This is a genomic window from Methanocorpusculum vombati (assembly GCF_026891935.1).
Classification (GTDB): Archaea; Halobacteriota; Methanomicrobia; order Methanomicrobiales; family Methanocorpusculaceae; genus Methanocorpusculum; species Methanocorpusculum vombati.
Map to the genome: position 1 here is coordinate 24,958 of NZ_JAPTGC010000010.1, position 24,033 is coordinate 48,990.

Genomic DNA, 24,033 nt, shown 5'->3' on the forward strand with positions numbered 1-24,033 from the left:
CATGACTATTGTGGAAGACGCAAAACGCGGACTTGTCACTGAAGAGATGAAAGTCGTTGCGGCCGCCGAAGGCGTGACCGAGGATTTCGTTCGCCGCGGTATTGCCGGCGGACATATTGTGATTCCGATGAGTCCGTACCGGAAGGTTAAGCTCTGCGGTATCGGCTCGGGCCTGCGTACGAAGGTGAATGCTTCGATTGGTACGTCGTCTGATATTGTGAATGTGGATGAGGAGATCGAAAAAGCCCGTCAGGCGGAGCTTGCGGGTGCGGATTCTCTGATGGAGCTTTCGACCGGCGGGGATTTCCTTGATATCCGCCGGCGTGTGGTTGAGGCGACGACGTTGTCCGTAGGTTCGGTTCCTCTGTATCAGGCGTTCATTGAGGCGGCCCGCAAGAAGGGCGGTGTGGTCTTTATGGATGAGGATGATCTGTTTAAGATCACGGAGGAGCAGGCGAAGCTCGGTACGAACTTTATGGCGATTCATACGGGTATTAATTATGAGACGGTGAAGCGGCTGAAGCATCAGGGACGTCACGGTGGTCTGGTGTCCCGCGGCGGTGCGTTTATGACGGCCTGGATGCTGCACAATGAGCAGGAGAATCCGCTGTACCGCAGGTTCGATTATCTGGTGGAGATTTTAAAGGAGCATGAGGTTACGCTTTCGTTCGGGAACGGTATGCGGGCGGGTGCCTGTCATGATGCGACCGATCGGGCGGCGATTCAGGAGCTTTTGATTAATGCGGAGCTTGCGGATCAGGCGCATGCGGCGGGTGTTCAGTGTATTATGGAGGGTCCGGGGCATATTCCGCTGGATGAGATTGCGGCGAATGTGCAGCTGGAGAAGCGGGTGACGAATAATAAGCCGTTCTATATGCTCGGTCCTCTGGTGACGGATATTGCGCCGGGTTATGATGATCGTGTTGCGGCTATTGGTGCTTCGGTTTCTTCTGCGGCGGGTGCGGATTTTATCTGTTATGTGACGCCTGCGGAGCATCTTGCCCTGCCAACGCCGGAGGAGGTGTATGAGGGTGTGATCAGTTCCCGGATTGCGGCGCATGTCGGTGATATGGTGAAGCTGCCAAAGACCCGTGAGGCGGATCTGGAGATGGGTCATGCGAGACGTGATCTTGATTGGGAGCGTCAGTATGCGGTTGCGCTGAATGCGCAGAAGGCACGGGAGATCCGGAATGCACGGATGCCGGCGGATACGGATGCGTGTACGATGTGCGGCGATTTCTGTGCGATTAAGATTGTGCAGAAGAACTTCCACTTTTAATTCTTTTTTTTGCGGGTGCTGGTCTGGTGGTTTTGCAGGGGGAATTTCTGTAAAGCTGTTCCGGTATGTTTATTGTTCTTCCCGCAATATTTTTTCTTATCTATGAGGCAACTGATTGCCGGTGCGGTTTCTGCGTTTGTCCGGGCGTATGAAATGCGGCCCGGTATTGCTACACGGTGGGGTGATCCGCTTGTGGGGTTCTGTGATGCGCGATGTTCTGCGGTGCGGGGTCTGAAGTGTTCTGTTTCTTTGGATCATCTGATGCCGGAGGATGTTCTTGCGGGTGCGAGTGTGGTGGTTGTGTATTTTCTGCCGTTTACGCCGGAGCTTGCGGAGACGAACTGTTCCGGTACTCTTGCGTCGCCTGCATGGGCACGGGCGTATGCCGAGACGAATGCGTTGTTTGCGGAGCTGAATGATCAGCTGGTGGATCTGATCCGTTCCCGCGGGGGGAGGGCAGAGGTTCCGGGGGCTGCGGCGGGTTTTGCGGAGGTGTCGCTGATGAGCAGGTGGTCGCATCGTCATTTTGCGGTGCTGGCGGGTCTGGGGACGTTCGGGATGAATAATATGCTGATTACCCGGGCGGGCTGCTGCGGGCGGGTGAGTTCGTTTGCGGCAGAGATTGCGGTTGAGCCGGATGTGCCGCTTTCTGAGGAGTTGTGTTTGTTCCGGCGGCGTGGTGCGTGCGGGAGGTGTTTTGTACGTTGTCCGTCCGGGGCGCTGTCGCCGGAGGGGTTTGATCGGTGGCGGTGTTTTGGGGTTTGTCTGGAGAATGCGGGGGTGTATTCCGGTTGTGATGTGTGCGGGAAGTGTGTGACCGGGGTTCCGTGTTCGTTTTGGTGTGATACGCAGAAATGATTTCGCCGGTTTTTTTCTGAACAGTACAGGCGGGTGAGTGGTGAGCGGGATGGGGGGAGCTGCTACAGATTTTCCGGGTTCTGCTGTGAGAATCTGTGACGGCTTTTTTATCCAGTCCACGAACCAGACAACTGTTTCCGGTACAATTATCTACGAAATGGCTAAAAAGAGGGGTGACCTCAGAAGAGGCCGGAGATGTTGCCGTCTGCGTCGATGTCTATCTGGCATGCGGCGGGTTTTGCGGGGAGGCCGGGCATGGTCATGATGGCGCCGGTTTCGACGACGATGAAGCCGGCGCCGTTGAGGAGCCGGACGACTGCGGCGCTGACGGTGAAGCCGGTCGGGCGGCCGAGTTTGTTGGGGTCGTCGGAGAGGGAGTACTGGGTTTTTGCGATGCAGACGGGGAGGTTTCCGGAGCCGGCTGCTTCGATCTCTTTGATGGCAGCTTCGGCGTCTGCTGAGTAGGCGACTTTTGCGGCGCCGTAGATTTTGGTGGTGATGGTTTCGATTTTTTCTTTGACGGGTTTGTCGAGGTCGTAGAGGTAGTGGAAGCTGCCTGGTTTTTCGGTTGCGGCGACGACTTTTTGTGCGAGGTCGCGTCCGCCTTCGCCGCCTTTTGCGAAGACTTCGGAGAGTGCGAAGTCGGCGCCTTTTGCTTTGCAGAACTGTTCGAGTGCGGCGATTTCTTCGTCGGTGTCGGCGGCGAAGCGGTTGATGGCGACGACGATGGGGACGCCGAACTTCTGGAGGTTTTCAATGTGGGCTTCGAGGTTGACCATGCCGGCCTGCATTGCATCAACGTTTGGTTCGCTGCATTTGTCTTTTGGGATGCCGCCGTTATATTTGAGGGCACGGATGGTTGCGACAAGGACGATGGCGTTCGGGGTGAGGCCTGCGTAACGGCATTTGATGTCCATGAATTTTTCTGCGCCGAGGTCGGAGCCGAAGCCTGCTTCGGTGATGACGTAGTCGGCGAGTTTGAGGGCGAGCCGGGTGGCGCGGACGGAGTTGCAGCCGTGGGCGATGTTGGCGAAGGGGCCGCCGTGGATGAGGCAGGGGGTGTTTTCGAGGGTCTGGACGAGGTTGGGTTTGAGGGCGTCTTTGAGAAGTGCAGCCATGGCGCCCTGTGCCTGGAGGTCACTCGCGTAGAGGATTTTTCCGCTGCGGCTGTAGCCGATGATGATTTTTCCGAGCCGGGTTTTGAGGTCGGTGATGTCGGTTGCAAGGCAGAGGATTGCCATGACTTCGGAGGCGACGGTGATCATGAAGTGGTCTTCGCGGGGGACGCCGTTGGCAGGGCCGCCCATGCCGACGACGAGGTTGCGTAAGGCGCGGTCGTTCATGTCGAGGCAGCGTTTGAAGGTGATTCTGCGGGTGTCGATGTCAAGGGCGTTGCCCTGCTGGATGTGGTTGTCGATCATGGCGCAGAGGAGGTTGTTGGCGGCGGTTATTGCGTGGATGTCGCCGGTGAAGTGGAGGTTGATGTCTTCCATGGGGATGACCTGGGAGTAGCCGCCGCCGGCTGCGCCGCCTTTGACGCCGAAGACGGGGCCAAGGGAGGGTTCCCGCAGGGCGATGATGGCGTTTCTGCCGATCTTTGCCATGGCCTGGCCGAGGCCGACGGTGGTGGTGGTTTTGCCTTCGCCGGCGGGGGTGGGGTTGATGGCGGTGACGAGGATGAGTTTGCCGGCTGGGTTTTGGGCGACGCGTTTTTCGAGTGCGTCGGAGAGTTTTGCTTTGTACTGGCCGTAGGGTTCGAGTTCGTCGGGCTGGATGCCGAGTTGTGCGGCGATCTGTGTGATCTTGTGCATGTCGGCCTGTTGTGCGATTTCTATGTCAGAGAGCATGGTGTTATGGTTCACCCCTCGTGGTGTCTGGGGACGACCGCGGGCGGGGTCGTCGTTATAGTATAGATGGGCGGGGGGTGTGATAAATACTGCGGGAATGGATCGGGGAAAAGAGGGGGTTATTAGAGGAACTTGCTGACCGGTTCGGAGGCGACTTTGTACCAGACCTGGGTACCTCCAACTTGAACAAGGACAAAAGCCTCAAGTCTTTCTTTAGGATGGGCTGTCAATGGAGAAGACGGAGTAAACTCAACTGATCCCTTTAAATCATTGATAATATTCGCAGAATACACTGAATTCTGAGTGTCTCCACTATAGTACACAATGAAATCGGGAGTATGATCTTTCAGAGTAGTTTTGGGTTCAAATGTAATCGTGATATTATTAAGACCCGTCTTTGTGAGCTTTCCAGCAACTTTACTTGTGTTCTCAAAGATATTCATCCGTGGGGGAATTGTAATGGGCCCTACGGTAACAGAGTGTGTCTTGTCGTCAACCTGTACATTTACTGTTACGTTTCCGGTCACTGCACCCAATACCCATAGATTCGAAGACGGTTGTGTATTGGGATAAGGTGTCTTCAACCAGTCATCACCATTTGGTGGCGAAAGATCGTAGGTATATTGCTTCTTGCCAGGGGTAGAGGGATTGGATGCAGTCATATTCGACGTGGTGATAGTTTGCGATTTCGGACTCGTAGCAGTGAATGTTGGAGTACCTAAACCCGTTACGGAATCATCCAGAATGGTTATCATAAATCCATGTCCGGGGTAGATGTCATTAATGTAGTAGGGGACAACCGAGATCCATCCATTGGGATCCGACATACTCCCGTCAATTCCGGGGATGGCCGGGATTGTCACCTTCTGGATCAGCAGCACCTGTTCGGTTCCGTCGCGGAACTTTCCGGTGACGGTTGCGTAACACTCTATTTCTGCCGCAGAATCCTTTCCGGTTGTGGTGAGATCTACAGTATAACTACCTTTTTTAATCTTGTCAAGAACTGCCGGATCAACGTACGCCGCCATCCGGTACTCCTGCCCGACCTGCGGCCCTTCGACGGAGTTGTTCTTTGTCTTCGCATAGGTCAGCTCCGGCCCGGTAATGACGGCGGAGAGCGAGACAAGATCGCCTGCATCCGCTCCCCCATGCACAATGAAACCGATCCCGTGCTCCGGACTATCGCCGCTGAATGCATAGGGCTTGAGCGTCAGGCCGACCTGCTTCATGTTAAACATGCCGTCCGCAAGCCCCATCGCTACCACTGCTGCAACGGCGACGAAGACGACCGTAAGGGCAACGAGCAGAATTGTGCCGATGGCAGGGGAGACGGCTGCGTCGTGAGATGGTGGGGACCGCATGGTATTTCTGATGTATTATTCTCGCTCGATCTACAATAAGTTAGTTGTTGAGTATGTATGTGAATTGAAAAAAAAAACAACTGACGGTGATGCGGAGAAGGAATACCTGCGGTGTTTGGAAGAGAGGACGGCTGCGGAGCAGCGTGGCCTGAAAAGATTTTTGTCTTTGGTTTTTCTTGGAGGAACCACGGAACGCATGCCTTCGACCTGCGTCCCGTGGTTCCCCAAAGCAAAACCAAAGATAAAAACTCCCGAAAACGGAAATCATTTTTCCCGCAAAAGAAATTCCTGCGCAAAAAACCGGAACGTTGCAGACATTTGGCACACAATCTGCGGGAGTGATGTCATATGCCCCCTACTGATTTTTTGAAAAAATATCTCCCTTGTGATCTTACTGTACTCGTTAGTACAGTACATAGTAGTAGGAAAGCACAGAACACATTCTGTCAACACAGGGTACCGGCAAACACCATAAATACCACAACCACCAATCATCCCTCATGAAACACCTCCTCCCCCTGATCCTTCTCCTCGCCGCCGTACTCCTGACCGCCGGCTGCATCGCATCCGAACACCCGGCAAACCAGACACCGGCCCCCGCCGCAACCGGAACCACCCCGGCACCGGCGGTCATCCCCGAAAACGACATCATCGGGCTTGACGTCCTCACCGTCTATCGCGGCGCAGACGCCATGCAGGAACTCGCCACCTCGGGATTCTCCACCACCCCCATCAAGGAAGGAAACACCGCCTACCTCATCGAAGTAACCATCACCTGTGACACCCTCGGCAAACACTCCCGCCGCGAAGGGTACCTGGGATCCGTCACCGTCTCCGACCATGACCTCCTGCTCTCCGTGAAAACCGGCACAACCCAGACCACCTACCCCGCAACCCACCTCCTGCCGGTACCGGAAAAATATCACAAAAAAATGCTGTATGACGACATCGTCCTCAGAGAAGGAGAATCTGTCACCGGCTGGGTACTCTACACCAACATCCCCGAAGGCGATGCAGCCCTCACCATGCCGGGATTCGAAGCCGAAAACGTGCGGATCTAACGGAAAAACAAAAAGCTTCAGGGGGGATTTGAACCCCCGACCTGCTGATTACAAATCAGCCGCTATGCCGGGCTAGGCCACTGAAGCAAAAGTGACTATACTAATTCTCCCTCTCTCTAATAATAGTTTACGTTTTACCGGCATTACACCTTTCTTCCTGACACCCGCTCACCCGTCTTTCCCCTGAACAGATCAATATCGTACCAGAACTTTCCGGACACCGCCATCAGTACCAAACCCTTAATCCCTCCGAAAAACCATATAAAATACACATGAAGATTCTTTTCGCAATAGCTCCGGACCGGTTCTTAGATCAGGAATACACCGTACCCAAAACCGCCTTCGAAGAGAAAGGAATTGAATGCATAACAGCCTCCACCATCCACGGAACCTGTTACGGCATGCACGGCGAAATTGTCGAATCCGACCTCTCCTTCGACGACGTCAACCCCGCCGACTACGACGGCATCGTCATCATCGGCGGCATCGGCTGTCAGGACTACCTCTGGAGATGTGAAAAACTCATCGACATCACCAACGCCATCGGCAACGCCGGAAAACTCACCGCTGCCATCTGCCTTGCCCCAATCATCATCGCCGAAGCCGGCCTCCTCGCCGGAAAAAACACCACTGCCCTTGACACCCCCGCATCCCGCAGAATCCTCGAACTCGACAAAGCAGTCCTCGTCAACGAACCCGTAGTCGTCTCCGGAAACATCATCACCGCACGCATGCCGCAGGACGCAAAAGCCTTCGCCGACACCATCCTCCAACACCTCGCATAACACAATGACAACCGAACCACCCCGCACCACTCCCGCACTCGACGACGCAATGCAGCTCTTCAACGCCGGAAACTACGCCGGCGTCATTGCCCTCGTCTCCGGCACAAGCGACCCCGCCCTCCTCCTCCTCGCCGCACGCAGCTACGCAGAAACCGGCCAGTACGACACCGCAGGATACCTCCTCCGCGACCTCATACAAATCATGCCCGGCTCCTCCTACCTGCACAGCTACCTTGCCGACGTCATGGAAAAAACCGGTGACGAACACGCCGTCTCCGAATACGCAACCGCCCTTATCCTTGACCCCGAAAACAAACCCGCCCTCCGAAGCTACGCCCGGCTCCTCCTCGCCAAAAACGACCTTCGCGGCGCAATTCCCTCCCTCCGATCCCTCGTACGGTTCGGCTCCGACCCGGGCGACATCCGCAAACTCATGCAGACCTTAACCCAGGTCGGCGAACCCGAAGAAGCCGCAGCTCTGCACATCCAGAACTTCGGCGAAGATGAATACTCTCCCGAATACGTCGAAGCACTCCTCGCCGCAAAAGAATACCAAAAAGCAATGAGTGTCGCCCTCCGCGGCTGGAACACCGTCCGCGAACTCATCTACCTCCGGCTCGACCTCGAAGCCCTCGCAGCACTTGACCCCGAAGCCGCCGAAAGCGCCTACCGGTCAGCACTCGACAGCTTCGAAGAAGAGGAAATGGACAACGAAGAAGTAGCCCAGATACGCTTCTCCTTCATCCTCCTCGAAAAACTCCTCGGCCACTACGACGCCGCCCGTTACGAACTCGGCCTCCTCCTCAAAACCCGTACCGACCCCGTCTACCGGCTTCTGGAAGCAGAACTCGCCGCCCGTACCGGACACGGCGACGACGCCAACACCATCTACCGCAGCCTCATTGCCGAAGAATGCAGCAAAGACGCAGAAGTAGCCGACCCTGCCATGCAGGAACTGATCATCACCCGCTTCAAAGCATTCCTCGACTCCGTCCGCAGCAAAGAAGAAGTCGCAGGCATCATCAGCGTCCTCCTCTCCTCCTACCCGACCGCCGTCTGCTTAACGCAGATCGGCGCCGCCTACGAAGAAGCCCGCGCCTGCACCCAGGCGCGGGACTGGTACTACCGGGCATACCGCGCCGACTACATCCACGGCGGCATCGCCTACGCCGCATTCCTCAAACGCCTCGGCGAAGACCGCGAATGCGAAACCGTCATCCGCTACATCCTCACCAACATCACCCGCGCCGCCGACGTCGAACGCATCGCAGGCGTTGTCCTCAACGGCAAAGAAGCCATGTACCGCATTCCCAAAGTCATGGAACAGATCCTTGCCCGCCTCACCTCGGTACTCGAAAAACTCTCCTCCAATGGCCGGGAAATGCTTGCCGTCGGCCTCCTCTACGCCGCAGGAGACGCCCTTGAGCGGCAGGACTACGAAGAATGCAAATGGCACTGCCTGCTTGGTCTTGACGTCATGCCCTGCTACCCCGCCGTAATCAAAGTCGAAGACTTCATGCAGCTGCTCTCCCAGGCAAAAGGCCGGGCACTCGCCGAACGCCCCGTCCTGCTGGAAAAGAACGCCTGGATGGAAACCACCGCCGACACCGGCAGTGAACCGGCCCCGGTTGCAAACCTCCTCGACCTCGACGAACGTGAACAACAGGTCATCGCCTTCCTCAAAGAACACCGCGAAGCAACCGAAATGGATCTCAGATCCGTCCTCAACACCCGCCGCGTAACCGGCATCGTAAACGGCATCCTCACCAAAGCCGCCGAAAAAGGCGTGAAGATCATCGAAAAACGGGGCGTTGGCGACCGTGGAGAAATATATGGCTATACCGGAGAATAACGGAATCGGGCGCGACGAACGCCGGCTGGAAAGTGTTGCAATCATCAACGCACTGCGTCGCGGCACCGTCCCTGAATCAGGACTCGGAAGACTCGCCGTCGGCCTTGAAACCGAAGAAAAAGTCATCACCTCCCAGCTTGCATTCGTCGGAACCGGTCACGCCGACTGCAAATTTGTCCGCGGCGAGTACGGCTCCGGCAAAACATTTCTCATCTCGCGTGCCGTAGAGATCGGACTTGCCGCAAAGTTTGTCACAAGTCACGTCGTCATCTCACCCGACACCCCGCTGCACAAACTCCAGGCTGTCTATGCACGCATCTGCGCAGGACTTACCACCCCGACCGAAGACCATGCCTTAAAAAGCATCATCGACACCTGGATCTACGGCATCGAAGACCGGCTCATCAGTACCGGCATCGACGAAAACGACCCGGCACTTGCCGACCTGACCGCAAAAGAGATCGAAGCAGTTCTGACGCGGGTAAGCGGCATTCACTCCGGCCTTGCTGCAGCACTTCGGACCTACTATCAGGCGAACAACAAAGGTGACTTCGCCACCTCTCAGGCAGCCATCGGCTGGATCTCCGGAGAACAGACCGTCGGCAGAACCTTCAAGGCGCAGGCCGGCCTCAAAGGAACCGTGACCGAAGGAGACGCACTTGCGTTCCTGAACGGTCTGGTGCATATTATCGTGCAGGCCGGATACGCAGGCCTCCTCGTCAGCTTCGATGAAGTGGAAACCGCCCAGGCATTCGCCCGGCCCCAGCGGGAAAAAGGATACATCAACCTCCGCCAGATTGTGGACATGATTGACCGGAACGAACTGCCGAACTGCTTCCTCCTGTTTGCCGGAACCCCTGCACTCTTCGACAGTGCAAAAGGTATCCGGTCCCTGCCGCCGCTCTACGATCGCATCGGCATGATCGCAGACGACGGATTTTCCAATCCCATGCAGACGCAGATCGTTCTGCCGAAGTTTGATGTAAAAAAACTCGAAGAAGTCTCCCTGCGGGTGATCGACATCTACACCGAAGCGTACGCCGAAGTTGACAAAACCCGTGTCTCCATTCGGTTTATCCGAACCATGATCGAACGCGTGACCGGACGGTTCGGCGGCCGCGTGGATGTGGTGCCGCGTCTGTACCTGCGGGAGTTTGTGGACGTGCTGGACAAATGTGCACTCTATGACTCCTATAACCCGATGGAGAAGTATGCGTTCGTCGCAAAAGAGAATGATACCTCGCTGAAAGAGGAAGAAAAAGCTGTCATGGAAGTCAGCTGGTAATTTTCCGCAACCCTTTATTTTTTCGCCGCCAATAGTATCCGACGGAATCATCCATGGATAAAAATCTCTACGTAGAAAATATCGCGAACGGGACAGAGGTCTCCTCCCTCTTCCTCGTCAAACGTTCCGACCTCCGCAGCAAACGCGGCGAACAGTTTGTCTACATGACCCTCGCTGACCGCACCGGAACCATTGAATGCAAAGCCTACGGTGACAAAGCAGTTGAAGCTGCCCGGGCGGTCAAAACCGGTATGGTGTATGCAATATCGGGCATCGGAAAAACCAACCAGAACGGCGAACTGCATCTCTTCTCAGACACTGCCGAAACCCTTGATTCACTCCTCAGAGGACCGGTCGCACTCGTGCCCGGTCAGGACACCGAGTTCATCTTCACCCCCGCCGACATCACCGGCAACGCATCCGAAATTCAGAAAATTGTCGCAAGCATTGTCAACGGCGATCTCCGGCTCTTTGTAGCCTGCTGTCTCGATCAGCGGTTCTACGAATGCCCTGCCGCCATCCGCCGTCACCATGAATACACCGGAGGCCTTTGTGAACACTCCCTTGAAACGGTCAGGATCGCCCTGAATCTTGTTGAGACCATGCCCCGGACCGAGATCAACCGCGACATGGTCATCGCCGGAGCAGTCCTGCACGACATCGGCAAGATCTTCTGTTTCGACAAGGTCGGCTACGGCTACGTACCCAATGACACCTACAACCTCATCGAACACATCACCATGGGCATCATGTTTATCGACGAGTACAAACACCTCATCTCCGAAGCCCAGCTCTTACAGCTCCGCCATATTATCCAGTCGCATCACGGCATCTACGGCGACGTCGTCCCGCTTACTGCTGAGGCATGGCTCGTAAACCAGGCCGACGGGGCAAGTTCCCTCCTCCGCAGCATCGTTGATGACCTCTCTGAAACCCCGAAAGGCCAGAAGAAAAAAGGCCTTCGCAGCGAAAAATTCCTCTGGAAAGCAGTATAACTCCCTCTTTTTTTCACCAGGTGCCTGCGAAATGTATCTTCGGGATGCAGCAGCACCATGCATACCCTCCTTCGCGCTTTTGGAAATCTTCGTATGATACACCTCAATACAAATTATTTTACTAACACAAATTGTAACTTGGTTTGAATACAAATAAATACTCATTAGGTCAATTATGTTTAATGCACATTATGGAAGGGTACTTACCCATCGAATGGTGTGTGCTGTGGGCAGTGCTCTCAGCACCATGTGTCATCTACGGTCTGTGGAGGATGAAACAGATGATACAGCAGGACAGACGCGTTCTTCCTCTGATGGCAGTCTGCGGTGCATTTGTGTTTGTACTTTCCGCACTGAAAATCCCGTCAGTTACCGGAAGCTGCTCGCATCCAACCGGAACCGGTCTGTCCGCTTCCTTCTTCGGCCCGTGGGTCACCGCGGTTCTTGGAACCATCGTACTGTTATTTCAGGCAATTTTACTTGCGCACGGCGGTCTTACCACGCTTGGAGCAAACGTATTCTCGATGGCAATCGTCGGCCCGTTTGTTGCCTGGCTGGTCTTCGTCGCACTGCGCCGTTACGCTCATGCCGGTCTCGGTCTGTCGGTGTTCATCACCGCAGCAGTTGCAAACCTGGTGACCTACACCGTTACCTCTCTGCAGCTCGCCCTTGCCTTTCCGGCTGACGGCAGTATTCTCACGGCATTCATTGCATTTGCAACCATCTTTGCCGTAACCCAGATTCCGCTCGCAATCATTGAGGGTATCATCTGCGGTCTCGTTGCAAAGTACATCGTCCGTGTTAAGCCTGACATTCTCAAGAAACTCGGCATCATCGAAGATGCAGAGATCGCAAAAATCCAGGGTGAGGCAGCATGAACCGGGCGACAATGGAGATCATCCTCGGCATTGCTGTCATCGTCATCTTCGTGATCGGCACACTGTTTCTCATCCCCTCCGGAGGAGAGGGAGAGGAAGGCTGGGGTGGTGCGGATGGCGGAGCAGCTGATCTGATCGACAGCACCGGTTACGTTCCCTGGTTCAACCCGATCTGGGAACCCCCAAGCGGTGAGATCGAATCACTGTTCTTCTGCGTTCAGACTGCAATCGGTGCAGTCATCGTAGGTTACTTCTTCGGCTACTGGAGAGGTGCCAAAGGCCGCAAAGACGAAGAGTGAGTACACACGTGTGGACAAAGCCTGACGGCTGTTTTGTTCCCCGGGGCCGGACACCCCGTACTTTTTTTGTACCGATATTCTGAACATCAGAAACGGATCACATGTATTATGGTCTTTTACCACCACACTTTCTGAGAAACATGATCACCTTCCTTGCAGGAATCGCTATTCTCATCCTTGGATATTTCATCTGGGGTAAAGTCGCCGAAAAGATCTTTGCTCCCGACGACCGTCTCACCCCCGCACTCGCACATCCGGACAGGGTAGAACGGGTGCCGCTCTCCAAAAAACGCAACATGCTTCTGCAGCTGCTCAATATTGCCGGCATGGGTCCGATTGTTGGCGTTGCCCTTGGGATGAAGTTCGGCGCGATCGTCTTTCTTCTGCTCCCCATCGGAAACGTGATCGGCGGTGCAGTTCATGACTACTATATCGGCATGATCTCTGCGCGAAATAATGGTGCTGACGTTCCGATCCTGATGGAAAAGTTCTTCGGCCGGCGAGTGAGCGGCCTGTTCCTGGTGCTTGCCGCGGTCTGTCTGGTTCTGGTCGTGACCACCTTTACCAATATTCCCGCCCAGTTTATCCAGACCCTGATTCCGCTCGGTTCCTGGGTGTTTGTTGCCGCAGTAATTGGTATATTCCTCTACTACATTCTTTCCACGCTGTATCCGATCGATAAAATCATCGGCAGAATGTATCCGTTCATCGGCGGCCTCCTGATCCTGATAACCGCTGCGGTCTGTGTCGCCTGTATTCCCTATGCAGGTCTCATCCCTGATATCATCCTGACGCCTGAAGGAATCACTGCTGCGTTCACCTCCCATCCCGATGGTCAGCCGCTTATCCCGATGCTGTTTATTACGATTGCCTGCGGCATTCTCTCCGGATTTCATGCGACCCAGTCGCCGATAGTCTCACGAACGATGCAGTCCGAAAAGGACGGACGGAAGATCTTCTACGGCATGATGATCGCAGAAGGTATTATCGCGATGATCTGGGCTGCGGTAACCTCGATCCTGTTTGCCCTTGAGCCGGAGATGCTTGCCTCTTCAAACGGCAATCTGATCATTTCAACTGCGGTTGGCGTTGTACTGCCGGCTGCTCTTGCCTCGCTTTCCCTCGTTGTGTTCATCTTTCTTTCGGTCACGAGCGGCGATACGGCGTTGCGGGTTCTCCGGACGTCAGTTGCGGATTATCTGAAGATCGATCAGACTCCCGCAAAACTCCGCATTCTCGTACTGTTTCCGCTTGTTCTCCTTATCTGCGGCCTTCTGATCTGGTCAAATCTTTCACCGACAGGGTATGCAGTGCTGTGGAACTACTTTGCCTGGTTCAATCAGCTTATCGCTTCCTGTGCCCTGCTGCTTGCTACGGCATATCTGGCAAGCAGGGCAAAACCGTATCTTATCACGGCGGTTCCCGGAACACTGATTCTCTTTATGTGCATCAGCTACATTGTGTGGGTGAGTCCGGCACATCTGGCGGGAACACCGCTCGGACTGGGTCTGCCGCTTGCGGTGTCGTATGCGGTCGCAGCAGTGCTGAGCGTGATCCTTTGTGCTGCTGCGGTTTTCACGGGCCGCCGTCTCGGAAATGATCCGGTATTTTCGGCGGATGCGCCTGCGATGTATGCGGATGAATGAAACATTCAATTGCCTCTCACCGAAGGTTTTGATCTCACTCAACTATTTCAATGTATTTAGATATAGTTATCATCAGGTCAAAAGAAAATACTAGTTACTCAGGTGTTGATTTTGATGACTGCCGGTGAACTTTTCCTCATTTTTTTTGCTCTCATTATAATCAGCATTGGCTGTATCCTCTGGGATACCCGGAGAACGAAAAGACTCGCCTCTGAGCGGGCACAGCGCATTACGGAAATACAACAGAGTACCGTTCATCAGCAAATGTCCGAATCAGTCAGAAATTTCCATTGCGAGATAGAAACCCTCCGGAATAATTTCATAGCCCACCGTGATCTGTTGCGTATTCAGAATCAATTTCAGAATGTATATACATATTTTACCCGTCTCCCGCCATGGTATCCATTCGGAAAAAACGAACTAACCTTCCTTGACACGTACGCTCATTTGGATTCCTGTGTTGGAAAATGGAATAGGATGTTCATCGAAAAGGAACTGGAAGAAACCAACGAATTTTTTTCAAACATTGAGGGAAAATCTCTGGATGTCCAGCAGCGTACTGCTGCAATTACTGATGAAGACAATCTTCTCGTTGTGGCAGGTGCAGGCAGTGGAAAGACGCTTACGATCTGTGGAAAAGTCCGATACCTCATCGAAAGAAAACATATTCGTCCTGAAGAAATTCTTCTGATATCCTATACCAAGAAAGCAACTGAGGAGTTGAGGAATCGTGTTTCCGGTGGGCGTGATGTTGCCGTTGATACAAAAACATTCCATAAACTTGGTCTCGACCTGATTACCGAATCACAAGGTTTCCGACCGAATATTGCAGGGGAATATTTCTTACAATCCCATATTCAGACGTACTTTGCGTCTCTTGGAAATGATCCGGAGGGTGTTGCTGCACTTATGACCTATTTCGGGAGTTATATTCATATTCCGGAGGAGTTCAGGACCTGTGCCTCTCCTGATGATGTAGCGAAACTTTGTCAGAAGCTGCAATTTGAAACGCTGCGTTCTGCTGCCAGTACCTATCTTGAAAATATTCAGCGGACACGTCGCATCACACATTCCTTTGAGCAGGTGAAGAGCTTTGAAGAACTTGCCATCGCAAATTATCTGTATCTCAACGGAATAGATTATGAATACGAACGTCCGTATCCTTACACCACGAGAAATTCTGAAAGAAAACCCTATCAGCCTGATTTCTATCTTCCGGAATATGATCTGTATCTTGAGCACTTTGGTATCTCTGCGGATGGATCTGTTCCGTGGTTGCCTCCGGAAAAAGCACATGAATATCTGGAAGGCATCACGTGGAAACGTTCTCTTCACCAAATTCATGGAACAACACTTCTGGAGACCTATTCCTATTATCAGAAGGAAGGTGTTCTTTTATCGAAATTAGAGGAATTACTTCGTTCTCATGGGGTAATATTCCGACCCAGGGATCTTACCAGCATGTACACGGCATGGATGGAGCAGAAGTATCTTAGCGGCTATTCGGATTTTGTTCGTCTCATTGCTGAATTTATTACCTTGTATAAATCCAATGGATATACTGATCTTCCTTCAGAGGTATTTTCCGACAATCTCCCGCACAATCCCTATCTTCGTGAACGAACACGGCTTTTCCTTGAAATTGTATCACCGATATTTTCCGGATATCAGAAGAAGCTGCAATCCACAGATCAGATCGATTTTTCGGATATGATTCATCGTGCAACGGACGCAGTGAATCGCGGATCCTTTTTTCTTCGCTACCGCTATATCGTCGTTGATGAATTTCAGGATATTTCCGTTGGAAGATTCCAACTGATTCAGGCACTTCGCAAGAGATGCAATGCAAAAGTGGTCTGTGTTGGGGATGACTGGCAGTCCATTTTCCGGTTTGCCGGATCTGATATCGGACTCTTCACCAATTTTGAAACCTATTTTGGGTACTCAGCAGTATTGAGAATTGAGAAAACCTATCGTAATTCTCAGGAACTGGTGACAACTTCCGGAAAATTTGTGATGGAAAATCCAAAACAACTGAAAAAGAATCTCCGTTCTGAGGTGCATAATGTTCAGCCGGTTAAGGTTGTTCCCTACAAGACTTCACCAGCCGAAGCGCTCAAAATTATTGTAGAAGATATTGTTGCGGATTTTGGTGATTCTGCTCATGTGATGGTATTGGGACGGACAAATTATGACATTGAACCCCAAGGCTCCTGTGTATTTGGTGAAGGATTTTCTCTGAAAAAAGTCCGGACTGCGGGTTCCGATACCCAGACGCTGGTCATCTCTGAAAAATACCCTCATCTTGTTCTGGAATTTCTAACAGTTCATCGTTCCAAAGGATTGGAGGCAGACAATGTTATCATTCTGAATCTGGAAAACAGGCGATTGGGTTTTCCGAATAAGATTGTGGATGATCCGATCCTTGAATTAGTGCTAACCCAGAAAGACGGGTATCTATATGGGGAAGAGCGGCGGTTGTTTTATGTTGCGCTTACCAGAACACGAAACAATGTGTATCTTCCGGTTCCCCAGAGGAAATCCTTGATATCAGTCTTTGTACCGGAACTGATACATCTGGACCCTGAGAATGTTTCCTATCCAACGGAGTATTCTTTGACAAAAAAGGATGCCGTGTTGTGTCCAAAATGTGGTGCCGAGATGGTCAAGCGGCATGGTAAGTACGGCTGGTTCTATGGATGCAGCCGATATCCGGACTGCCGGGGGACGCGTCCTATCTCCTATAATGATTCCGGAATAAAACGGACATAAACCGTTCGCTTTTAGGTACTTTTTCCCAAACTATTTCTATGACATTTGATACACATTATGATACACGATGTCTCCCCGTCTTGTCTCTGAGTTCCGCAGCCGGTTTGCCGCGTCCGGCATGACCGGAGATCTCGTCCGCGATTTTCAGAACGAGGTGATGGAGTTCTATGAAACCAAAGGGCGGCACGATATGGAGTGGCGGCACAACTTCGATCCGTACCGCATTGTAGTCTCAGAAGTGATGTTACAGCAGACCCAGGTGCCGCGGGTTGCGGTGATGTATCCGCAGTTCATCGAAAAGTTCCCGGATTTTGCCGCACTTGCTGCTGCCCCGCAGGCGGAACTTCTTGCTGCATGGCAGGGTATGGGATACAACCGGCGTGCACTGAATCTTCAGAAACTCGCGGTTGCGATCACCCATGAGTTCGGCGGGGTTTTGCCAGAGGACCCGGAAGCGCTTGCAGCGCTTCCGGGAATCGGTCCTGCCACGTCTTGTTCTATTGCGGCATTTGCCTTCAACCGGCCGGTTGTCTTCATCGAGACCAACATCCGCCGCGTGTTCATTCATTACTTCTTCTCCGATACCACTGTTGTGGACGACCGCGACCTTCTCCCGCTGGTGGAAGCCTGTCTTCTGCCGGGCAGATCCCGTGAGTGGTACTGGGCGCTGATGGATCTGGGCACTGCCCTCAAAACATCCGTCCCGAACCCGAACCGGAGAAGCCGCCAGTATGTGAAACAGTCGGCATTCGCCGGTTCCGACCGGCAGATTCGCGGAGCACTGCTTCGTCTGCTGCTTGCCGGGGATTTGGGGGACTGTGCGAGTCTGGCAAAAGCGATCGGGGCATCCCAAGATAGGGTTGCGGGTATATTGGATGAGATGTGCCGCGAAGGATTCTTTGTGCAGGAAGAGGGCGGCGGGTACCGCGTGCGGTGATTGTTGTTTTCCGGAAAAAAAGATCAGATGTAATCCCCGATATCCATCTCGCGGGAAATAATCGTATCACAGTACTGACAGCGGAACCCCCGCGGATGCACCACAAACCTGCTCTGTGCCGGCTCACGGGTATTGCTGATACAGTTCGGGTTCGGGCACTTAATCACGCCCACGATATCTGACGGAACCTCCACCGGCTTTTTGGCAACCACCTTAAACTCCCGGATAATACTGATCTTTGCATCCGGCGCAATAAGCGCAATCTTATCCACCTCCGACTTCACCAGCTCGCGGTTCTCGATTTTTACCATATCCTTTCTGCCGCCGCGGCTGCTCGTCACATTCGTCGCAACCGTAAACGTCACATTCGTCCCGTCCTGAATCCCGAGAATACGGATCACCGTCAGCCCCTCGCCCGGCGTAATGTGATCGATTACCGTACCGTTTTTGATAGGCGAGATCACAATCCCTTCCGAAACCGATCGTTTCATGGACTCATCACCTCATGTAACATCGCCATCCGCACCGGGACACCGTAATGCGCCTGCTGGAAGTACTTCGCACACGGCAGATTGTCCACCGCAGGATCAATCTCATCCACCCGCGGCAGCGGGTGGAGTACAATCATCGACGGCTTCGCCCGTTCCAGCAGTTCCGGCGTTACCCGGTACGTTGCCGCAAAACTTGCAAATGCTGCCGGATCCGGGAACCGTTCCCGCTGCAGCCGTGTCACATACAACACATCAAGCTCGGGGATAGTCTCTTCAATACTCTCGTGCACAATAATCTCCATCCCCGCATCGGCAAGATCCTGCTTCAGATGATTCGGCAGATCCAGCCCTTCCGGCGCAATCGTATGCAGCCGGATATTATTGTACTTCGTCAGCGCATCCGCCAGGGAATGTACTGTTCTGCCGTAACGGAGATCGCCCTGCAACCCCACATCAATATTTTCCAGACGCATCGACTTGCGGATCGTAAACAGATCCAGAAGCGTCTGCGACGGGTGCTGTCCCGCTCCGTCGCCGCCGTTAATTACTGGCACACTCGCAACCTCGCTTGCAAGCCGGGCAGCGCCCTCCTTTGGGTGCCGGAGCACAATCGCATCCGCATACCCGGAGATAACACGGATGGTATCGGAAAGCGTTTCACCTTTTGCAATTGACGACGCCTCCACACTGCCGAGATTCAGAATCTTTCCGCCGAGCCGCATCATCGCCGACGAAAACGACATTCTGGTCCGGGTACTGGGTTCAAAAAAGAGCACTGCAAGAATTTTTCCCTCAAGTTCATGCCCCGTGAACGCATTCTGATCAAACTTTGCTGCAGCAGTGAGAAGAGCGTCTATCTCTTCACGGTCCATGTCCCGTACAGACAGGATATTTTTTTGATCATATGTCATGTGAGATCGACCAACTCTGATGTATCTGTATTTGTCCGGTGAGGGATAAATAATGGTCGTCTCAACGTCGAAAGAAATCCTTAATCTCTTTCCCCTGCATACAGAAGTGACAATGATTCATATAATTCCCAAACCCACCGATACCCCGGATGACAACTCAACCGGCATGGTGATGACGGAACTGAAAAAAATGGGCGTACCCTTCGCTGTCCTTGATCTCGCTGCGGTCGATCCGTTCCATCTTCCGGTCGAAGGAGAAACCATCTGGGCCTGCGGGATTCGTCAGGACGGCGTGCAGTTTGAACTTCTGAAAGCTCTCGAACTTGCAAACCATGTGATCAACTCGCCGGAAGCAATCGCCACCTGCGCAAGCAAAGTCACCACCACCGCAAAACTGATCCATGCCGGAGCGCCGAGTCCTGACACCTGTTTTACGAATGACAAATCGGTCGTCGCCGAGTTCCTCGCGGCCCACGGCGGGCGGGCTGTGTACAAACCCGTTTACGGGTTTGACGGAAACGGCATCTATCTCTTTGAGTCGGTTGATCAGATCACCGAAGTTCCCCCGTACTACGTGCAGGAGTACGTCAGAAACGATCGCGACTACCGCATTTTTGTCATCGGAGGAAAAGCGGTCGGCGCAATCAAACGGGAGTCGGCGCATCTCACCCACAACATCCATCAGGGCGGCTGCGGCTGTGCCGTGGAGATTCCGCCGGATATGCGGGCCGCCGCAGAAGCTGCCGCCACTGCCGTCGGGATTGACTACTGCGGCGTCGACCTTCTGCCGCTGGACGACGGCGGCTACACGGTTCTTGAGGTGAACGGAACCCCGAACTGGCACTGTATGACAGCCCCCATTCCGCGACTGCTGGCCGAGTATCTGGTCGAGCAGGAAAAAGAAGGAAGAAAATAATATTTTTTTAGTGTTCGCGTTCCGACTCCATCTCTTTGAGCGTCTTTTCCGCAAGTTCCTTCATACGGGTCGGAATGCCGCGGGAAGAGATGGTCTCAAACTCTTTCATGGATGCAGCAAGTTCTGAACCGAGGATGAAGATTGCGTATTTGTGCTCAAGTTTACTGCGGTTAATCTGATCCGGCTGGATCTTCAGAGCCGTGTACTGCGGAAATTTCAGATCCGGGTTGATCGATTCAAAGTATTCCTTAATATCATAAAATATCTGGTGCAGTTCGATGAGTTCTTCCTTATGCATTGTGCCATTAACGTAAGAGGTATAGCACCATAAGCATTTGCCCCTCCCCTGCCGTCACGATTTCTTCTTCCCCATGGAGAGTTCTTCAGCCTTGCGTCAGTTCTCGTTCATCTCCCCACTCCGTCATCAACCGTTGATTTCCGCAGCCCCGAAAGGGGCGAGTGCGCCGGAATTGTGCATTTCTCTGGTGTTCCCCCGCTCCGTCCAAGGCGGAGCGGAGGAACACCAGATTAGAAATAGCAATTCCGGGGCACAATACCTATCTCTCTGTCGCACAAATACGTAATGAAGTATTTCAGGAGCAGCTGTGAAATCCATCTACGTTATCGGCCACCGCCACCCGGATACGGACAGTATCTGCAGTGTGATAGGGTATGCCGCCTACCTCAATAAACAGGGTTCCGGCCAGTACATCGCCGCCCGCTGCGGCGACCTGAACGCCGAGTCCCGTTATGCTTTGGAAAAGTTCGGAGTGGAAGCGCCCGAACTTATTCTCAGTGTTGAGCCGTCTGTCGCGGATATTGCGTTCACGTATCCGCAGAGTGCGACGGCAAGTACGCCGACGATTGATGTGATCGAGGCGATGGACGCAAACGATCTGCGGAATCTTCCGATCACCGACAGTACCGGTAAACTGATCGGTCTCGTGAGTGAGCATGGTCTTGCCCGCGCTTATGTGAGTACGATCAAGCGGGAGAACTTAACAATGTCGCCGATGCCGGTCGATACGCTGGCACGGATTCTTTCCGCGGATGTCCGCGTGAAGAAACACGAGGTGCTTGAGGGGTCGGTGTACATTTCGATTGATGCACTGCATGTGATCCTTTCCCGTATCACGGCAAAGGATATTGCCATCGTCGGGGATGATGAGCCGACCCAGCTGGCGCTGGTGTCGGCGGGAATTGCGGCGCTGATTATTGCGGACTCCGCTCCGGTCGGCGGGCGGCTGCTCTCGGCGGCTGAGGCACGCGGGGTGACGGTTCTGTCCACGGATGTTGATGCGTTCGGCGTTGCAAAGATGATTCACCTGACACTCCCTGCCGAGATGATCATGGCGACGGATGTTCCGACAGTGCACACGAACGATACGCTGGAGTACGTGAAACAGCTGGTCTCGAACTCCAAGTACCGGACTGCCTGTGTGGTGGATGATGCGGGGATGCTGATCAGTACGATCTCCCGCAACTCGCTGATGGAGGATGTGGCCAAGTCGGTGATTCTGCTGGATCACAATGAGTACAGTCAGGCGGTTGAGGGTATTGAGACGGCTGACATCATAGAGATCATCGATCATCACCGGCTGGGGGCTATGGCGACGCTCCGGCCAATCCGGTTTGATATGGAGCCGGTAGGGTCTACGTCGACGATTGTGACACGCAGGTTTATGGAGTCGGGCATGCGGCCGGAGAAGGGAGTTGCCGGTGCTTTGCTTTCGGGCATTCTTTCCGATACGCTCGGTCTGAAGATGTCAACGACGACAAAATTGGATGAGGAGGCGGTGTCGTTCCTTGCGGAGATTGCGGGAGTTGATCCGGAGGCCTATGCGCAGGAGCTGATTGCTGAGGGAATGTCTCTGTCAGGCGTTTCCCAGACGGAGCTGCTTGACCGGGATACGAAGGAGTACACGCTGTCCGGCAAACGGGTGGTGGTTGCCCAGATTCTGACGCCGTCCTATGAGTATGCCCGTGCAGCGTCGGCTGATATTTATGCGGCGCTTCGGGAGAAGATGCTCCAGCCGAACGCTCCGGATATGTATATTGCGCTGTATACGAGTGTTGCGGAGATGGGGTCGGATATGTTTGCCGTAGCGGATGAGGCGACGATGCTGAAGATGCACTGGGGAAAAGAGCCTCTGCATCTTGAGGGTGTGGTCTCAAGGAAGAAGGATTTCGTGCCGCACTTCGGACGGATTCTGGCAAATATTTTGTAACGGGGCAGGTTTCTCCCCGATATTTTTTCGCGGCTGTGCTACATCCTCTCTGAGTAGGATGTAGTACATAATTGAATATTAATCTACCTGCAAAGGTGAAAACCCGGCAGGATGTTTTCGCTTTTGCAGTATGATTTTTCGTGTGTGCTTGCGTGGCGTCTTTTGTCTGTGGGAACCGGATTATGTAACCGCGTATTACACGCCCTGCGGTTTCGTTTCTTGTTTCGCAGAATCTTTTCAAACTGCCTTTTTCCGTGTACGATGACAAACATACTGCCTGATCATAGACATCCAATTTTTTAGAAAACTGCTGTTCAAATCCTGCATACTTTCTAAAAAAACTGTTCAAAGAAAATTACAGGTTACATCCTACTCAGAGAGGATTCAATCAGCATTTTTTCTAACCGGTTTCTGCGGAGAAACAGCTGACTGAATTTTCAGAGGAGATGTATTGATGGACGATTGTCTGCGGCTGTATGGTGTCTCTGGCACGAAGAATGGATTGAGAAAACAGAAAGCGGGGAGTAAAAGCCGGAGAACGGTAATGCATGTACCGGATGACGGGGTTACTCCGGTAATTGCCGTTGCGATGCTGATTGGCATGGTGGCGGTAGCGGGGATTATCATCAGTATTGCCATGTTTGCGGCGCTGGGGGATGCGTCGGGGACACTGCCGGACGTACGGTTTCAGGCGTCGGCGGATGGAAAGAGTCTTTATCATGCGGGCGGGGATGCGCTGCCGCTGAAGAGTCTGGTGTTTTATGATAAAGGGATGATGCTGATTCCGAATTTTCAGCTGATAAAGGGCGGAAGTACTGAGGCAGCATCTCTTGAGGAACAGGATGTGTGGGAAACCGGGGACCGGATTCAGTTTGATGAGCTTGAGGGTCTGTCGATTGTCGGCTTGGACAGCCGTGGTAATCCTGCATTGCTGTGGCGGGGAGTGAATGCAATGGTGCTGCCGGTTGGGGATATGGTGCCGGATGTGTGGGAGGATCTGCCGATATCCCCAATACAACCTGGGATGAAATATACTATGTATGTAAATACAACATGGGAGGAATTGTTGGAAATGGCAAGGAATAGTTCGAAAAATGGTATAAATATTGGACAAAAGCAGGTTGTAAATAATACTGGGCATCAGGAATACTGGTACATTGGATGGTCTAATGCATGGTTATCCAAAACGGATGGCGAAAATCACATCTCCATTGAGGACTATGTAGCAAGACTACCAAGTAGCATGTTCAAAATGGATTTTACAAATATACGTAACAGTACGGACATTATTCAAGGACCAAAGTGGAAACCGGGGAAAGCTCCAGAAGCAGGAACATTATTTGAAGATGATGATGGGGTTCTTTATGTTTGGTATGGTGGGAAAATATCTGATAACGATTCGTGGTCAACAAAAATAAATGAAGCGCACTGGAATTTGGTTGGAATACGTAATTCCTGATAAATAAATTTACACATAGAAAACGCAGATGAAGAGATCCCCACGCACAAAACATATGAAAAAGTTACCTCCAGATATCATTATCTGTTCAGAATGTTTCGTGTACACTTTTTCATAATGAGCGTGCATTCTTTATTCCTGAATATTCTATGAATAGAGCTTGCACGGCGTTC

General features: G+C 52.9%; 21 protein-coding genes and 1 tRNA gene. 16 read left to right on the forward strand and 6 right to left on the reverse strand.

Annotated features, from left to right (window positions below; translation table 11 throughout):
• Position 1 precedes the first annotated feature (1 nt).
• A complete protein-coding gene (gene thiC, locus O0S09_RS07790) occupies positions 2-1,279 on the forward strand; it encodes a phosphomethylpyrimidine synthase ThiC (protein ID WP_268923404.1) in 1,278 nt (425 codons plus the stop codon).
• Between the two features lie 102 nt (positions 1,280-1,381).
• Positions 1,382-2,137, forward strand: a complete 756-nt coding sequence (locus O0S09_RS07795) for a hypothetical protein (RefSeq protein WP_268923405.1) — start codon at positions 1,382-1,384, stop codon at positions 2,135-2,137.
• Between the two features lie 179 nt (positions 2,138-2,316).
• Here the strand turns inward: O0S09_RS07795 and O0S09_RS07800 are convergent, their stop codons facing one another.
• Together O0S09_RS07800 and O0S09_RS07805 are read right to left on the reverse strand one after the other, a co-directional pair.
• On the reverse strand, positions 2,317-3,984 hold the full coding sequence (locus tag O0S09_RS07800) for a formate--tetrahydrofolate ligase (RefSeq protein ID WP_268923406.1): 1,668 nt from the start codon (positions 3,982-3,984) through the stop codon (positions 2,317-2,319).
• A 122-nt stretch (positions 3,985-4,106) separates the two neighbouring features.
• On the reverse strand, positions 4,107-5,345 hold the full coding sequence (locus O0S09_RS07805) for a type IV pilin domain-containing protein (RefSeq protein WP_268923407.1): 1,239 nt from the start codon (positions 5,343-5,345) through the stop codon (positions 4,107-4,109).
• Between O0S09_RS07805 and O0S09_RS07810 the strand changes: the two genes are divergently transcribed.
• On the forward strand, positions 5,344-5,715 hold the full coding sequence (locus tag O0S09_RS07810) for a hypothetical protein (RefSeq protein ID WP_268923408.1): 372 nt from the start codon (positions 5,344-5,346) through the stop codon (positions 5,713-5,715). The genes O0S09_RS07805 and O0S09_RS07810 overlap by 2 nt on opposite strands.
• Before the next feature lie 130 nt (positions 5,716-5,845).
• Positions 5,846-6,406, forward strand: a complete 561-nt coding sequence (locus O0S09_RS07815; RefSeq protein ID WP_268923409.1) for a hypothetical protein — start codon at positions 5,846-5,848, stop codon at positions 6,404-6,406.
• Between the two features lie 13 nt (positions 6,407-6,419).
• Here the strand turns inward: O0S09_RS07815 and O0S09_RS07820 are convergent.
• Positions 6,420-6,493: transfer RNA gene (locus O0S09_RS07820), tRNA-Thr, on the reverse strand.
• A gap of 185 nt (positions 6,494-6,678) precedes the next feature.
• Between O0S09_RS07820 and O0S09_RS07825 the strand changes: the two genes are divergently transcribed.
• The 9 genes from O0S09_RS07825 to O0S09_RS07865 all read left to right on the forward strand — a co-directional run bounded on the left by O0S09_RS07825 (position 6,679) and on the right by O0S09_RS07865 (position 17,855).
• Positions 6,679-7,191 (forward strand): DJ-1/PfpI family protein, encoded by a 513-nt coding sequence (locus O0S09_RS07825; protein WP_268923410.1) that lies wholly within the window; start codon positions 6,679-6,681, stop codon positions 7,189-7,191.
• A gap of 4 nt (positions 7,192-7,195) precedes the next feature.
• Complete coding sequence (locus tag O0S09_RS07830; protein WP_268923411.1) at positions 7,196-9,043, forward strand: tetratricopeptide repeat protein; 1,848 nt, start codon at positions 7,196-7,198, stop codon at positions 9,041-9,043.
• A complete protein-coding gene (gene brxD, locus O0S09_RS07835; RefSeq protein WP_268923412.1) occupies positions 9,024-10,328 on the forward strand; it encodes a BREX system ATP-binding protein BrxD in 1,305 nt (434 codons plus the stop codon). Before O0S09_RS07830 ends, brxD begins: the two co-directional genes overlap by 20 nt.
• 53 nt (positions 10,329-10,381) lie before the next feature.
• Positions 10,382-11,323 (forward strand): HD domain-containing protein, encoded by a 942-nt coding sequence (locus O0S09_RS07840; protein ID WP_268923413.1) that lies wholly within the window; start codon positions 10,382-10,384, stop codon positions 11,321-11,323.
• A 182-nt stretch (positions 11,324-11,505) separates the two neighbouring features.
• Complete coding sequence (locus O0S09_RS07845) at positions 11,506-12,201, forward strand: energy-coupling factor ABC transporter permease (RefSeq protein WP_268923414.1); 696 nt, start codon at positions 11,506-11,508, stop codon at positions 12,199-12,201.
• Positions 12,198-12,500, forward strand: a complete 303-nt coding sequence (locus O0S09_RS07850; protein WP_268923415.1) for an energy-coupling factor ABC transporter substrate-binding protein — start codon at positions 12,198-12,200, stop codon at positions 12,498-12,500. The genes O0S09_RS07845 and O0S09_RS07850 overlap by 4 nt, the downstream gene beginning before the upstream one ends.
• 140 nt (positions 12,501-12,640) lie before the next feature.
• Entirely contained in the window at positions 12,641-14,146 is a 1,506-nt protein-coding gene (locus O0S09_RS07855) for a carbon starvation CstA family protein (protein ID WP_268923416.1), read from the forward strand.
• A 477-nt stretch (positions 14,147-14,623) separates the two neighbouring features.
• Complete coding sequence (locus O0S09_RS07860; protein WP_268923417.1) at positions 14,624-16,918, forward strand: UvrD-helicase domain-containing protein; 2,295 nt, start codon at positions 14,624-14,626, stop codon at positions 16,916-16,918.
• Positions 16,919-16,985: 67 nt separating this feature from the next.
• Positions 16,986-17,855, forward strand: a complete 870-nt coding sequence (locus O0S09_RS07865; protein WP_268923418.1) for an HhH-GPD family protein — start codon at positions 16,986-16,988, stop codon at positions 17,853-17,855.
• A 23-nt stretch (positions 17,856-17,878) separates the two neighbouring features.
• On the opposite strand, the gene pyrI is transcribed toward O0S09_RS07865, so the two are convergent.
• Together pyrI and pyrB are read right to left on the reverse strand one after the other, a co-directional pair.
• A complete protein-coding gene (gene pyrI / locus O0S09_RS07870) occupies positions 17,879-18,346 on the reverse strand; it encodes an aspartate carbamoyltransferase regulatory subunit (RefSeq protein WP_268923419.1) in 468 nt (155 codons plus the stop codon).
• Positions 18,343-19,257: an aspartate carbamoyltransferase gene (pyrB, locus tag O0S09_RS07875; protein ID WP_268923420.1), complete on the reverse strand. Its 915-nt coding sequence runs from the start codon at positions 19,255-19,257 to the stop codon at positions 18,343-18,345. The genes pyrI and pyrB overlap by 4 nt, the downstream gene beginning before the upstream one ends.
• Before the next feature lie 112 nt (positions 19,258-19,369).
• Between pyrB and O0S09_RS07880 the strand changes: the two genes are divergently transcribed.
• Entirely contained in the window at positions 19,370-20,173 is an 804-nt protein-coding gene (locus O0S09_RS07880) for an ATP-grasp domain-containing protein (protein WP_268923421.1), read from the forward strand.
• Between the two features lie 7 nt (positions 20,174-20,180).
• Here O0S09_RS07880 and O0S09_RS07885 read toward each other — a convergent pair whose 3' ends face one another.
• Positions 20,181-20,471: a UPF0058 family protein gene (locus tag O0S09_RS07885; RefSeq protein ID WP_268923422.1), complete on the reverse strand. Its 291-nt coding sequence runs from the start codon at positions 20,469-20,471 to the stop codon at positions 20,181-20,183.
• A 307-nt stretch (positions 20,472-20,778) separates the two neighbouring features.
• Here O0S09_RS07885 and O0S09_RS07890 point away from each other — a divergent pair, with 307 nt between their 5' ends.
• Both O0S09_RS07890 and O0S09_RS07895 read left to right on the forward strand, forming a co-directional pair.
• Positions 20,779-22,401 carry a putative manganese-dependent inorganic diphosphatase gene (locus O0S09_RS07890; RefSeq protein WP_268923423.1) on the forward strand — a complete coding sequence of 541 codons (1,623 nt, stop codon included), beginning with the start codon at positions 20,779-20,781 and terminating at the stop codon, positions 22,399-22,401.
• Between the two features lie 454 nt (positions 22,402-22,855).
• Complete coding sequence (locus O0S09_RS07895; RefSeq protein ID WP_268923424.1) at positions 22,856-23,860, forward strand: type IV pilin N-terminal domain-containing protein; 1,005 nt, start codon at positions 22,856-22,858, stop codon at positions 23,858-23,860.
• Positions 23,861-24,033: the final 173 nt, after the last annotated feature.

Bases quoted from the DNA above. Each gene is read 5' to 3' on its own strand.
- thiC (WP_268923404.1), top strand. From the start codon at position 2: ATGACTATTGTGGAAGACGCAAAACGCGGACTTGTCACTGAAGAGATG.
- O0S09_RS07795 (WP_268923405.1), top strand. From the start codon at position 1,382: ATGAGGCAACTGATTGCCGGTGCGGTTTCTGCGTTTGTCCGGGCGTAT.
- O0S09_RS07800 (WP_268923406.1), bottom strand. From the start codon at position 3,984: ATGCTCTCTGACATAGAAATCGCACAACAGGCCGACATGCACAAGATC.
- O0S09_RS07810 (WP_268923408.1), top strand. From the start codon at position 5,344: ATGGTATTTCTGATGTATTATTCTCGCTCGATCTACAATAAGTTAGTT.
- O0S09_RS07805 (WP_268923407.1), bottom strand. From the start codon at position 5,345: ATGCGGTCCCCACCATCTCACGACGCAGCCGTCTCCCCTGCCATCGGC.
- O0S09_RS07815 (WP_268923409.1), top strand. From the start codon at position 5,846: ATGAAACACCTCCTCCCCCTGATCCTTCTCCTCGCCGCCGTACTCCTG.
- O0S09_RS07825 (WP_268923410.1), top strand. From the start codon at position 6,679: ATGAAGATTCTTTTCGCAATAGCTCCGGACCGGTTCTTAGATCAGGAA.
- O0S09_RS07830 (WP_268923411.1), top strand. From the start codon at position 7,196: ATGACAACCGAACCACCCCGCACCACTCCCGCACTCGACGACGCAATG.
- brxD (WP_268923412.1), top strand. From the start codon at position 9,024: ATGGCTATACCGGAGAATAACGGAATCGGGCGCGACGAACGCCGGCTG.
- O0S09_RS07840 (WP_268923413.1), top strand. From the start codon at position 10,382: ATGGATAAAAATCTCTACGTAGAAAATATCGCGAACGGGACAGAGGTC.
- O0S09_RS07845 (WP_268923414.1), top strand. From the start codon at position 11,506: ATGCACATTATGGAAGGGTACTTACCCATCGAATGGTGTGTGCTGTGG.
- O0S09_RS07850 (WP_268923415.1), top strand. From the start codon at position 12,198: ATGAACCGGGCGACAATGGAGATCATCCTCGGCATTGCTGTCATCGTC.
- O0S09_RS07855 (WP_268923416.1), top strand. From the start codon at position 12,641: ATGATCACCTTCCTTGCAGGAATCGCTATTCTCATCCTTGGATATTTC.
- O0S09_RS07860 (WP_268923417.1), top strand. From the start codon at position 14,624: ATGTTCATCGAAAAGGAACTGGAAGAAACCAACGAATTTTTTTCAAAC.
- O0S09_RS07865 (WP_268923418.1), top strand. From the start codon at position 16,986: ATGTCTCCCCGTCTTGTCTCTGAGTTCCGCAGCCGGTTTGCCGCGTCC.
- pyrI (WP_268923419.1), bottom strand. From the start codon at position 18,346: ATGAAACGATCGGTTTCGGAAGGGATTGTGATCTCGCCTATCAAAAAC.
- pyrB (WP_268923420.1), bottom strand. From the start codon at position 19,257: ATGACATATGATCAAAAAAATATCCTGTCTGTACGGGACATGGACCGT.
- O0S09_RS07880 (WP_268923421.1), top strand. From the start codon at position 19,370: ATGATTCATATAATTCCCAAACCCACCGATACCCCGGATGACAACTCA.
- O0S09_RS07885 (WP_268923422.1), bottom strand. From the start codon at position 20,471: ATGCATAAGGAAGAACTCATCGAACTGCACCAGATATTTTATGATATT.
- O0S09_RS07895 (WP_268923424.1), top strand. From the start codon at position 22,856: ATGGACGATTGTCTGCGGCTGTATGGTGTCTCTGGCACGAAGAATGGA.